At 67.2% G+C, this 12,475-nt stretch carries 12 protein-coding genes; 10 read left to right on the forward strand and 2 right to left on the reverse strand.

Annotation, left to right across the window (positions count from 1 at the left end; genetic code table 11):
• Positions 1-181: 181 nt before the first annotated feature.
• The 10 genes from IEY60_RS18495 to IEY60_RS18540 are packed head-to-tail and all read left to right on the forward strand — an operon-like array spanning position 182 to position 10,256.
• Complete coding sequence (locus tag IEY60_RS18495) at positions 182-946, forward strand: MlaE family ABC transporter permease (protein ID WP_189029949.1); 765 nt, start codon at positions 182-184, stop codon at positions 944-946.
• Between the two features lie 5 nt (positions 947-951).
• Positions 952-1,803 carry an MlaE family ABC transporter permease gene (locus IEY60_RS18500; RefSeq protein WP_189029958.1) on the forward strand — a complete coding sequence of 284 codons (852 nt, stop codon included), beginning with the start codon at positions 952-954 and terminating at the stop codon, positions 1,801-1,803.
• A gap of 4 nt (positions 1,804-1,807) precedes the next feature.
• Positions 1,808-3,007: an MCE family protein gene (locus IEY60_RS18505; RefSeq protein WP_189029960.1), complete on the forward strand. Its 1,200-nt coding sequence runs from the start codon at positions 1,808-1,810 to the stop codon at positions 3,005-3,007.
• Positions 3,004-4,032 (forward strand): MCE family protein, encoded by a 1,029-nt coding sequence (locus IEY60_RS18510; RefSeq protein ID WP_189029962.1) that lies wholly within the window; start codon positions 3,004-3,006, stop codon positions 4,030-4,032. Before IEY60_RS18505 ends, IEY60_RS18510 begins: the two co-directional genes overlap by 4 nt.
• Positions 4,025-5,092, forward strand: a complete 1,068-nt coding sequence (locus tag IEY60_RS18515; RefSeq protein WP_189029964.1) for an MCE family protein — start codon at positions 4,025-4,027, stop codon at positions 5,090-5,092. The genes IEY60_RS18510 and IEY60_RS18515 overlap by 8 nt, the downstream gene beginning before the upstream one ends.
• Positions 5,089-6,351: an MCE family protein gene (locus tag IEY60_RS18520; protein WP_189029966.1), complete on the forward strand. Its 1,263-nt coding sequence runs from the start codon at positions 5,089-5,091 to the stop codon at positions 6,349-6,351. Before IEY60_RS18515 ends, IEY60_RS18520 begins: the two co-directional genes overlap by 4 nt.
• Positions 6,348-7,574 carry an MCE family protein gene (locus IEY60_RS18525; RefSeq protein WP_189029968.1) on the forward strand — a complete coding sequence of 409 codons (1,227 nt, stop codon included), beginning with the start codon at positions 6,348-6,350 and terminating at the stop codon, positions 7,572-7,574. The genes IEY60_RS18520 and IEY60_RS18525 overlap by 4 nt, the downstream gene beginning before the upstream one ends.
• Complete coding sequence (locus IEY60_RS18530) at positions 7,571-8,974, forward strand: MCE family protein (protein ID WP_189029970.1); 1,404 nt, start codon at positions 7,571-7,573, stop codon at positions 8,972-8,974. Before IEY60_RS18525 ends, IEY60_RS18530 begins: the two co-directional genes overlap by 4 nt.
• Positions 8,971-9,774: an Rv1363c family protein gene (locus tag IEY60_RS18535; RefSeq protein WP_189029972.1), complete on the forward strand. Its 804-nt coding sequence runs from the start codon at positions 8,971-8,973 to the stop codon at positions 9,772-9,774. The genes IEY60_RS18530 and IEY60_RS18535 overlap by 4 nt, the downstream gene beginning before the upstream one ends.
• Entirely contained in the window at positions 9,771-10,256 is a 486-nt protein-coding gene (locus tag IEY60_RS18540; protein ID WP_229739933.1) for a h domain protein, read from the forward strand. The genes IEY60_RS18535 and IEY60_RS18540 overlap by 4 nt, the downstream gene beginning before the upstream one ends.
• A gap of 50 nt (positions 10,257-10,306) precedes the next feature.
• Here the strand turns inward: IEY60_RS18540 and IEY60_RS18545 are convergent, their stop codons facing one another.
• On the reverse strand, positions 10,307-11,749 hold the full coding sequence (locus IEY60_RS18545) for a sensor histidine kinase (RefSeq protein WP_229739934.1): 1,443 nt from the start codon (positions 11,747-11,749) through the stop codon (positions 10,307-10,309).
• Positions 11,746-12,462, reverse strand: coding sequence for a response regulator transcription factor (locus IEY60_RS18550; protein ID WP_189029975.1), 717 nt, complete (start codon positions 12,460-12,462; stop codon positions 11,746-11,748). Before IEY60_RS18550 ends, IEY60_RS18545 begins: the two co-directional genes overlap by 4 nt.
• Between the last annotated feature and the right edge of the window lie 13 nt (positions 12,463-12,475).

Below are 12,475 nucleotides of genomic sequence, written 5' to 3' on the forward strand. Positions count from 1 at the left end.
GGTCAGTATTCGTTTCAGTTTCAGCGGCACATTTCGCGAAAAAGTCCTGGTAATAGTCTCCCCAAATGGCAGACATCAACAGGAACATGTTCTAGTCTTTGGGCAGTCTTCAGATCGGGGTGGCGGTGAAGTACGGGTATGCGGGCACATCGGCTCGCCCGTCGAACGAGGAGGAAAACGCATGAACGACCTCCTTGCTGTCCCGTTGCGGGCGGTCGGCGGATTCTTCGAACTCGGCGCGGACGTGGCGAAGGCTACGGTCCGTCGACCGTTCCAATGGCGTGAGTTCATCGACCAGTCATGGTTCGTCGCTCGCGTCTCGATCGTGCCGACGCTGTTGGTGGCGATTCCGTTCACGGTGCTGGTGGTCTTCACCCTCAACATCCTGTTGCGCGAGATCGGCGCCGCCGACCTCAGCGGTGCGGCCGCCGCGTTCGGTGCCGTCACTCAGGTCGGGCCGATCGTCACGGTGCTGATCGTGGCGGGCGCGGGCGCCACCGCGATCTGCGCCGACCTGGGCGCACGCACGATTCGCGAAGAGATCGACGCGATGATGGTGCTCGGCATCGACCCGATCAGCAGGCTGGTCGTGCCGCGCGTGTTCGCCTCGATGTTCGTGGCGCTGATGCTCAACAGCCTGGTGTGCACGGTCGGTATCGTCGGCGGCTTCGCGTTCTCGGTGTTCTTGCAGGGTGTGAACCCCGGCGCGTTCGTCAATGGCATTCCGCTGCTGACGAATCTGCCCGAGTTGATCATCTCCGAGATCAAGGCCGGCCTGTTCGGTTTGATCGCCGGAATGGTCGCCTGCTATCTCGGACTGCAGGTGAAAGGCGGACCCAAGAGTGTCGGTGACGCGGTGAACCAAACGGTGGTATTCGCCTTCATGGCGCTGTTCGTGGTGAATGTGGTCGTCACCGCGATCGGCCTGAAATTCACGGTGCGGTGACCGAAATGGCATTCGTTGTTCGCAGCAGATTCCCGCGCACGGTCCGCCGTTTCGACCGGGTGTCGAAATCGGTGGATTCCCTCGGCGACAAGGCGATCTTCTTCGTCAAGGCGCTCGGCTCGGTGCCACGCGCGCTGGTGCACTACCGCACCGAGACCATCCGGCTCATCGCCGAGATCAGCATGGGCAGTGGCGCGCTGGCGGTGATCGGCGGCACCGTCGTGATCGTCGGCTTCCTGACCCTGATGGCGGGTGGCACCATCGCGGTGCAGGGCTACAGCTCGCTCGGCAATATCGGTGTCGAAGCGCTGACCGGCTTCTTCGCCGCCTTCATCAATGTCCGCATCGCGGCACCGGTGATCTCCGGTATCGGTTTGGCCGCCACGATCGGCGCCGGCGCGACCGCTCAGCTCGGCGCGATGCGGGTGGCCGAGGAAATCGACGCGCTGGAGTCCATGGCTATCCGGCCGGTGCCGTTCCTGGTCGGCACCAGGGTGCTGGCCGGTCTGATCGCCATCGTGCCGCTCTACGCGCTCGCGGTGATCGCGTCCTTCCTCGCCAGCCGCTTCGCGACGGTAGTGATCTACGGACAGTCGGCGGGCGTCTACGACCACTACTTCTCGACGTTCCTCATTCCGAGCGACATCCTGTGGTCGTTCGCGCAGGCGATCGTCATGGCGCTGGCCGTCATGCTGATCCACACCTACTTCGGCTTCACCGCCGCGGGCGGGCCGGTGGGCGTCGGTGTCGCGGTCGGTAACGCGGTCCGGGCGTCGCTGGTCGCGGTCGTCACTGTGACGCTGCTGATCTCGCTGGCCATCTACGGCACCTCCGGCAACTTCCACCTCTCGGGATAGCGCGATGGATACCAATCGGTTCGTTGCCGCACTCCAGGGCGGGCTCGGGCGCAAGCTCGCCGCGCTCGCCCTGGTCGGCCTGCTCGTCGCGGGCGCCTCGCTCGCGATCGCACTGTTCCAGGGCGCGTTCACCAACACCGCTGTGGTGCTGGTGGATACGCCACGCACAGGTCTGGTCCTCGACCCCGACGCCAAGGTGAAGGTGCGCGGTGTCGAGATCGGCCGGGTCGCCGACATCGACCTGCGCGACGACGGCGCCCAGCTGCGGCTGGAGCTCGACCCCGACCAGCTCAAGCTGGTACCCGCCAACGCGGGTGTCGACATCCGCTCGACCACGGTGTTCGGCGCCAAGTACGTCAACTTCGTCGTCCCCGCCCAGCCGGCCGCCACCGCGCTGGCCCCGGGCAGCACGGTGTCGGTGAGCTCGGTGACCGTCGAGTTCAACACCCTGTTCCAGCACCTGTCCGACGTGCTCGCCCAGGTGGAGCCGGAGAAGCTCAACGCGACACTGACCGCGCTGGGCACCGCCCTGGAAGGGCGCGGCGACAAGCTCGGCGACCTGCTGGTGCGCTCGGATCGCTATCTGCGCGAACTCAATCCGTACCTGCCGACTCTGCAGTCGGATCTGGACAAGACCGCCGCGGTGACCGACCTCTACGGCGAGGTCACCGACCCGCTGTTGCGCACGGTCGACAACGCGACGGTCACCTCGCAGACCATCGCCGAGATGCAGGGCCAGCTCGACAACGTGCTGGTCAATGTGATCGGGCTGTCCGACACGGTCGGATCGGTACTGCGCGAGAACGAACACGATCTGGTGACAGCGCTCGACCTGCTCCGGCCGACGACCGCCCTGCTGTTCGAGTACGCGCCGGCGCTGAGCTGCATCATCGACGGCCTCGGTCCGCTGATGCCGATCGCCGAGGAGATGATGGGCGGGCGGCTGCCGGGTGTCGGCATGAACGCCAGCTTCATGCTCGGTGCCCAGCCCTACACCTACCCGAACGACCTGCCCAAGGTGAATGCCACCGGCGGCCCGCGCTGCGAGGGTGTGGTGGACCGGGTACCGAACAGCCATTCGGACTATCTGGTGACCGATACCAGCGAGGGCACGGTGTACACGCCGAACACCCAACACGAATTCCACGGTGTGCCAAAGGTATTCCAGCTGCTGCTGGACGGATTGCCGGGAGTGACGCGGTGAGGAACACGGGGACGACGATCAAACTGGCGATCTTCACCGTGGTGATGACGCTGGTGTTCGCCGGTCTGGCGATCGTCTTGAGTCAGGCGCGGTTCGCCAGCGAGAACGGCTATCGCGCGGTGTTCACCAGCTCCTCGGGCATGCTGCCCGGCGCCAAGGTGCGCATCGCCGGTGTGCCGGTGGGTTCGGTGACCTCGGTGAAGGTCGGCGACGACAACCTCGCCCACGTCGAGTTCGATGTCGACACCAAGTACGCGGTCCTGGCCAGCACCCGCGCGGCGATCAAGTACGAAAACCTGGTCGGCGACCGCTACATGGAACTGCTGGAGGGGCCTGGCTCGGCTCGGCGGCTCTCCGACGGCGACACCATCGGCCGCGAGCAGACCTCGCCCGCCCTGGATCTGGACCTGCTGCTCGGCGGATTCAAGCCGCTGCTGCGCGGGCTCGACCCGGCACAGGTCAACGACCTCACCGCGGCGCTGTTGCAGATCTTCCAGGGACAGGGCGGCACCCTGGTCTCGCTGCTGAACAGTGGCGGGAGCTTCGCCAAGACCCTGGCCGACCGGGACGCGCTGATCGGCAGCGTGATCGACAACCTGAACACCGTGCTCGCCACCATCGACGATCGCGGTGACCAGTTCGCCACCACCATCGACGAACTGCAGCGCCTGGTCAGCGACCTGTCCGCCCAGCGCGACCCGATCGGCAACGCGTTGCCGCGGATCGCTGGCGCGACACAGGAACTCAACGACCTGCTCGTGCAGGCCCGTCCCGATCTGCGCAACACCATCGAACAGACCGGCAGGCTCGCCACGAACCTGGACGAGGGTTCCGATCACATCGAGTGGGTGCTCGGGAAACTGCCGGATACCTACAAGAAGCTCATCCGGATCGGTGCCTACGGTTCGTTCCTGCAGCTGTATATCTGCGGTACCAACTTCCTGGTCAGCGGCCCCAACGGCCAGCCGATGGAAGTTCACGCGCCGGGTCTGCAGGCGACCGGAAGGTGCACGCCCAATGAATGAGAACAAATCGTCGGCGGCGACGATCGGCATCGTCGGTGTGGTTCTGGCGGTGACGATCTCGCTCGCGACGCTGCAGTTCACCGAGCTGCCCTTCATCCGTTCGGGAGCGACCTTCACCGCGAACTTCCTCGATGCGGGCGGTCTCGTCCCGGGCGACCCGGTGCATGTCGCCGGTGTGCGTTCCGGCGAGGTGCGGCAGGTCAGCCTCGACGGTGACAAGGTCCTGGTGAAGTTCGACCTCGACGAGTCGATCGTGCTGGGGGAGAAGACCACCGCCGCGATCAAGACCAATACGGTGCTCGGCCGCAAATCGCTGGACGTGGTGCCGACCGGCCCCGGCGCGATCGGCACCGGTGACACCATCCCGGTCGACCGCACCACCTCGCCCTACTCGCTCAACGAAGCGCTGAGCGATCTCGGTGGGACCGTGCGCGATCTCGATCTGGATCAGGTCGACCAGACCCTCGACACCCTGTCGGCGGCCTTCGCCGACACGCCGGGCCCGCTGCGCAACGCGCTCGACGGTGTCACCGCCCTGTCCCGCAGTATCAATGTGCGCGACCAGGCGCTGACCGACCTGCTGGCCCGGGCGCAGAATGTCACCAAGATCCTGGCCGATCGCAGCACCCAGCTCAATACGCTGCTCATCGACGGCAACGAGCTGCTCGGCGAGCTCGACCGGCGCCGGGCGGCGATCAATCAGCTCGTCGTCTACATCGACGATGTCGCCAGGCAGCTTTCGGGCCTGGTCGCCGACAACGAGCCGCAGATGCGGCCGACGCTGGACCGCCTGAATTCGGTACTCGCGCTGCTCCAGCGCAACGAACAGAACCTCAACGAAGCCCTCGACGGCCTCGGCCCCTACGCCGCCGCGCTCGGTGAGCAGGTCGGCAACGGACCCTGGTTCAACGCTTACGTGGTGAACGCGACCAGTACCGAATTGCGCCCCCTCGTCGACGCGCTCGTCTGGCCGGAACAAGTGCCACAGGACCTGATCGACATCTTCACCAACCCGAGGACGCCGTACATCGCTCCTGCTGAGGAGGATCCCCCGCGATGAGCTTGACCCAGCAGGTGCGCGGGTTGCCGCGCTGGACGATCGCGGTGGCGGTGGTAGTGATCGCGGCTCTGGTCGCGGTCGGCGTCTACCTCGTCACCGGCGGTGGAAAGAACACGGTGACCGCCGCGTTCACCTCCACCACCGGCCTGTACAAGGGCGATGAGGTTCGCGTACTCGGCGTCACCGTCGGCAGCATCGACTCGATCGAACCGGGCAAGGGCCAGGTGCGGGTGCAGATGAGTATCGACAGCAGCGTCGATCTGCCCGCCGACGCGCGCGCCGTGATCATCGCGCCGTCGCTGGTCTCGGCCCGCTTCGTGCAACTCGCACCGGCCTACAGCGGCGGCCCGAAACTGGCCGACGGTGCGCAGATTCCGCTCGAGCGCACCGCGGTTCCGGTGGAGTGGGACGAGATCAAGGCCGAATTGACCAAACTGTCGACGGCGCTCGGACCCGTCGGTGACGACAAGCAGGGCTCCTTCGGCCGCTTCGTCGACACCGCGGCCGAGAACCTCGACGGCAACGGACAGAAATTCCGGGACACCCTGCGCGAACTGTCCGCGACGCTGACCACCCTGTCCGACGGGCGAACCGACCTGTTCGGCACCATCCGCAACCTGCAGAAGTTCGTCGAGGTGCTCTCGGCGAGCAATGAGCAGATCGTGCAGTTCAGCGGCAGGCTGGCTTCGGTGTCCTCGGTCCTGGCCGGCGCGTCGGAAGAACTCGGCGCCGGATTGGACAGTCTCGATGTGGCGCTTGCCGATGTGAAGCGGTTCCTCGACGGCACCGGGGGTGAACTGACCGAGGGCGTCGAGAAGCTCGCCGATGTCACCCAGACGCTGGTCGACAAGCGACCCCAGCTCGAACAGGTGCTGCACTCCGGCCCCACCGCGATGGTGAACTTCTACCAGCTCTACAAGCCGGCTCAGGGCTCGCTCACCGGCGCGGTAGCGCTGAACAACACGGCCAATCCACTCAGCTTCCTGTGTGGTTCGATCCGGGCGCTCGAGCACAACAACTCGGACAGGTCCGCGGATCTGTGCGCGGAGTTCCTGGCACCGGTGATCAGTTCGCTGGCAATGAATTACGTACCGATCATGACCAACCCGGCGAGCGGCGTGACAGCCTTCCCCGAGCAGTTGGTGTACAGCGACCCGAGCCTTGCCGGCGCCGGCCAGCCGAACCAGGCCCCCGCGGCAGCTCCGATCACCGTGCCCGAAGGTCTTGCCGGGCTTGCCGTTCCAGGAGGACAGCGATGAGGCGGCAACGCACACTCGCCGGGCTGGCCGTCGGCGTCGCCGTCGCGCTCGGCACCACCGGCTGTCAATGGGACGGGCTCAACTCCCTGCCCATGCCCGGCTCCGAGGGGCGCGGGCCCGGCTCGTACACCGTGCGGATCCAGATGCCCAATGTCACCACCCTGACCCGGAATTCACCGGTGCGGGTGGACGACGTCGAGGTCGGCAACGTCACCGGGATCGAGGTCGAGGGCTGGCACGCGCTGGTCACGGTCTCGCTCAACCCCGAAGTTCGGCTGCCCGCCAACGCGATCGCCAAGATCGGCCAGACCAGTCTGCTCGGCAGCAACCACGTCGAGTTGTCCCCGCCGACCGCGGTCGCGCCGGAAGGACAGTTGCGCGGCGGCGATGTCATCCCGCTCGAGCGGGCCGGCGCCTACCCGACCACCGAGCAGGTGCTGTCCTCGCTGTCGGTGGTGCTCAACGGTGGCGGGATCGCGCAGCTCGAGACCATCACCACCGAGCTGAACGCGATGGTGAACGGCCGCGAGGACGAGATCGCCGACCTGCTGCCCCAGCTCAACGAGCTCACCACCGGCTTGGAGCGACAGACCGGCAGCATCATCGCCGCGATGGAGGGCCTGGACCAGCTGTCGGTGAAACTGGCCGGTCAGCGTGATGTCATCGCCGAGGCGATCGAACAGATCCATCCCGCGCTCACCGCGCTGGCCGACCGGTCGGCGAACATCACCGCGGCGATCACCGCGCTCGGTGAGCTCGGTGACGTCAGCGAACGGCTCATCAAGACCAGTGGCAACGATCTGGTGGCCAATCTCCGCAGCCTCGGTCCGGTGCTGAAGACACTGGCGGACACCGGAAACAACCTGATCGCGGCGCTGGGCATCCTGCCGACCTTCCCGTTCCCGATCAAGAACATCGACAACGCGATCATGGGCGACTACATGAACTTGTTCATCACGTTCGACCTGACCGCCAGCCGCCTCGACAGCAACTGGCTCACCGGTACCCCGCTCGGCGGGCGCTTCGGTGGTGTCGAGGGCGTCGTCGGCTCGTTCGCGCCGTCGACCGCCACCGATGCCGCCGACCCGGCCACCGCGCCGTTCGCGGCGCCACCGGCCCCCGGACCCATGCCCACCATCCCAGGGCTGCCGTCCATTCCCGGCCTGCCCGCTATCCCCGGCATCACCGCGCCGCTGCCCGGCCAGGAAGGGACGGGGCGATGAAACTCACCCGGTTCGTGCGAATCCAGCTCGCGATCTTCGCGGTGCTGACGGTGATCGGTCTGGTCGTGATGAGCGGCAGCTACCTGCAGGTACCGGCGATGTTCGGGATCGGCCGGTACGCGGTGACCGTGCAGCTGGCCGCCACCGGCGGGCTCTATCCCACCGCCAATGTCTCCTACCGCGGGCAGAACATCGGCAAGGTCGAGGGGGTGCGCCTGACGACGGCCGGGGTCGAAGCGGATCTGTCGATCGACAGCGACTACAAGGTGCCCGCTGATTCGAGCGCGTGGGTGCGCAGTGTCTCGGCCATCGGCGAGCAGTACGTCGACCTGGTGCCCACCGAGCAACCGTCCGACAAGCATCTGCGCGACGGCTCGGTGATCCCGGAGCAGCGCACCCACCTGCCCCAGGATGTCGGCGCGATGCTCGACCAGGCCGACAAGCTGCTCGCCACCGTCGCCGACACCCGCCTGAAGCAGGTGATCGACGAGGCGTTCCACGCGTTCAACGGCGCCGGGCCCGATCTCCAGCGGTTCATCGACTCGGCGGCGCTGCTGGTGCAGCAGGCCGAAACCGATATCGAGCCGACCAAGAAGCTGCTCGACCAGATCGGCCCGCTGCTGGACACCCAGACCCGTTCCGCCGACGACATCCGTTCCTGGACAGCGGATCTGGCCACGGTCACCGATCAACTGCGCGAGCACGATCCGGCGCTGCGGAACCTGTTGAGCAACAGTCCTTCCGCGATGGAGACGGTGACCGAGCAGTTCCAGTCCCTGCGCCCCACCCTGCCGCTGCTCGCCAGCAATCTGGTGAGCCTCGGGCAGGTCGGCGTGACGTACAACGCGAGCCTGGAACAGCTCATGGTCGTCTTCCCGCCGCTGATCGCGGCGTTGCGGACCGCCATCCGCGGGCCGATCCAGTACGGCGTGATGGTCGACTTCATGACCGTCGTCAACGACCCGCCCGCCTGCACCACCGGCTTCCTGCCCGCGGACCAGTGGCGACAGCCGAGCGAACTGAACCAGGTGGACACTCCGCCCGGGCTGTACTGCAAGGTGCCGCAGGACTCGAATATCGCGGTACGCGGCATCCGCAACACGCCGTGCATGGAGTTCCCCGGGGTCCGGGCACCCACGCCCGAACTGTGCCGGACCGGGTACGTGCCGGAAGGCAACAACCCGCCGTTCGGACCGGTTCAGCCGGTCGCTCCGGCGTCGGCACCGGCAGGCGCATCGACGGGTGGTGTGACCCCCGCCGCAGCGCGCCCCTATGATCCGTCCACAAGCAGCTATCTGGGCACTGACGGACGCACGTACCGCCAAGGCGACATCGCCGCGGATGGCTCGGGCACCGTTCCGGCCAGCTGGCAGGCGATGTTGGAGGAGCAGCAACGATGAACGACAACGACAACCGCCGCCCGCGCAGGCGGGCCGCACGCTCGGCCGGACCACCGGTCGACGAGACGGCGGCCGAAACGGTCACCATCAGTAAGAGTGAAACCGCATCAATCACGGACGACACGGTGAAGCTCACCGAGGCGACAGCGCAGTCCGAGGACGCGACGGTGAAGCTCACCGACGCCACCGTGAAGTCCGACGTCACCACCGTGAAGTCCGCGGAAGACACCGTGAAGCTCGCGGACGCCCCGGCGACCACAGTCAAGCCCCCGGTCGATCTGGCGAAGTCCCCCGACGACACCGACGCGGCCCCGCGCTCGGGTGCCCGCATCCTGGCCCTCGCCGCGGCGATCGTGCTCGTTCTCGCCCTGGTCGCCGGCGCCGGTTTCGCCGCCTTCACCGCCTACTCGGTGAACCGGGACGAGGACCTGCGCGCGCAGTACACCGAGACCGCCCGCCAAGCCGTGCTGAACCTCACCACGATCCGCGCCGACACGGCCAAGGATGACATCGACCGGATTCTCTCGGTGGCTTCCGGCGACTTCAAGACCGAGTTCGACGGTCGCGTAGATCCGTTCATGGACATCGTCAAGCAGGCGAACGTGGTCTCCACCGGTGAGGTGGTCGAGTCGGGCATCGTCTCGGCCGACGACAAGTCCGCGCAGGTGCTCGTCGCCGCGAAGCAGACGGTGAGCAACAACGGCTCGCCCGAACCGCAGTCGCGGCAGTACCGGTTCCGGATCACCGTGTCGAACAGCGATACCGGAATGACCGTGTCGAAGGTGGAGTTCGTCGGATGAGCCAGCGTATGAAGATCGTCTTCGGCGGCCTCGCGGCCCTCGGCCTGATCGCCGCGATCGTCCTCGGCGTGAGCGGCTATCAGCTCTGGCAGCACGACCGGACCGAGCAGGCCCGCACCGACGCGATGAGCACGGCCAGCCGAACGGTCAGCGCCATGTTCACCTACGAGCCCGCCACCGTCGACACGGAATTGCCGAAGGCGGCCGACGGCCTGACCGAAGGCTTTCGCAACGACTACCTGAAGCTGATCAAGGAAGCCATCGCGCCGGGCGCCAAGGAGAAGCAGCTCACCGTCAAGGCCACCACCCAGGCCGAGGGCGTCGTGTCCGCCGATCCGGAGCACGCCGTCGTGCTGCTGTACCTGAATCAGCTGACCACCAGCAAGGATTCGCCGCAGGGTAGCACCTCGGGCAGCCGGGTGCGGGTCTCGCTGGACAAGGCCGACGACCGCTGGCTGGTCGCCCAGGTCACGCCGGTCTGATCCACCGCGACGCGGATCGCATCCACTGTGGTCGTCGGCCCGGCCTGAACTCAGGCCGGGCCGCGGTCGTCTCGGGGCAGCCGGACCACGAACGTCGCGCCACCGCCCGGCGTCGGCGCGACCTCCACCATGCCGTTGTGGGCCGCCACCAGCGCGGCCACGATGGACAGGCCGAGGCCGGTGCCGCCGCTGCTGCGGGCGCGTGAGGTGTCGGCGCGGTAGAACCGCTCGAAGATCCGCGCGGACTCCTCGGAAGTAAGGCCGGGTCCGGTGTCGGCGACCTCCACGCGCACCTCGTCTTCGGCCGGGGTGAGCCGGACGGTGATCGTCGTGCCGTCCGGTGTGTGCGTGCGGGCGTTGTTGAGCAGGTTGGTGAGGATCTGGCGGAGGCGGTGCTCGTCGCCGAGGATCTCCAATGTGCCGGTGCCCTCGGCGATGTCGAGGGTGATCGGGCGGTGCTCGCCCGCGGCCTCCTCGACCGCGCGTGCGCTGTGCACGGCGTCGCCCGCGATGGCGAGCAGGTCGACCGGCCGCAGGTCGACGGGGCGTTGCGCGTCGAGTCTGGCCAGCATCAGCAGGTCTTCCACCAGCAGGCCCATGCGCTGTGCCTCGTGTTCGATGCGGCTCATGAAGGTCGCGGGGTCGCCGGTCGCGCCCTGCCGGTACAGCTCGGCGAAGCCGCGGATGGTGGTGAGCGGGGTGCGCAGTTCGTGACTGGCGTCGGCGACGAAACGCCGCATGCGGGCCTCGGATTCGCGCGCGGCCGCCTCGGAAGCCTCGGTGGCGGCGAAAGCCTGCTGGATCTGGGTGAGCATGCTGTTGAGCGAGCGGGACAGCCGGTCGACCTCGGTATCGTTGCCGCGCACCGGGACTCGGTGGTGCAGCTCGCCTTCCGCGATGGCCGCGGCGGTGGCCTCGACCCGGCGCAACGGCCGCAGGCTGCCGCGGACCACGAAGTAGGCGGCGATCGCCAAGGCCGTCAGGATGATCGCGCCGACCACGAGTTCCAGCACGACGAGATTGCGTACGGTCTCGATGTTCTCGGTGAGTGGCCAGGCGACCGTCGCCGACGCGTGCTTGCCGTGCACCGTCAGCACCCGCCACCGGTCGTCCGAGTCACCTTCCGAGCCGACCGTGACCGGTTGCAGCGCAGGCGGATCGGGCAGCGCCGGGGTGGCGTCGGTGCCGAAGACGTTGTCCAGGGTGATGTCCCGGGTTCCGTCGGAGCTCTCGGCGTGCAGGTAGTACCGGCCGGGAGGCTGGCGGTCCGGTGCCGGGGCAGGCAGGACGGGGGCGGGCAGGCCGACCCGGCGTTCCCATTCGATCGCCGCATCCGTCAATTGCTGATCGGTGCGATTCTGCAGCGAGGTCTCCATCGCCTTGGTGACAACGAAACCCGAAGCTACCAAGCCGAATCCGGCCATCGCCACCAGAATCAGCACCAGCGTCACCCGTAGCGGGATCGCCGAGAACCTGGGGACGCGCAGCCTCATCGCGCGGCAGGCTCCCGCATCACATACCCGACGCCCCGCAAGGTGTGAATGAGCCGCTGCTCGCCGGTGTCGACCTTCTTGCGCAGATACGACACATAGGTCTCGACCACGCCCACTTCACCGCCGAAGTCGTAGCGCCACACGTGATCCAGGATGCGCGGTTTGCTGAGCACGCTGCCCGCGTTCACCATGAAATAGCGCAGCAGCGTGAATTCGGTGGGGGACAGGGCAACCGGCTCGCCCGCCTTCCACACCTCGTGGGTGTCGTCGTCGAGTTCGATGTCGGCGAACCGCAGCCGGGTGCTCGCCTGTTCCGGCGCCGTCTGTCCGGCGCGGCGCAGGATCACTCGCAGCCGGGCCACCACTTCCTCGAGGCTGAACGGCTTGGTGACATAGTCGTCGGCGCCGAGGGTGAGGCCGGTGATCTTGTCCTCGACCTCGTCGCGGGCGGTCAGGAACAGGACAGGGGCGTCGATGCCGTCGGCGCGCAACCTGCGCAGCAGGCCGAAGCCGTCCATCCCGGGCATCATCACATCGACGATCAGCGCCTGCGGGCGGAACACGCGCGCCTTGTCCAGCGCTTCGGCGCCGTCGGCGGCCGTCGCCACCTCGAAACCCTGGTAGCGCAGGCTCACCGCCAGCAGTTCGACGATCATCGGTTCGTCGTCGACGACGAGCACCCTGGCTTCGGGTGCATCAGGCACACCGCTCATGGGTCTCATCGTC

It is taken from the genome of Nocardia rhizosphaerihabitans (assembly GCF_014646295.1).
In the GTDB taxonomy this organism is placed as follows: Bacteria; Actinomycetota; Actinomycetes; order Mycobacteriales; family Mycobacteriaceae; genus Nocardia; species Nocardia rhizosphaerihabitans.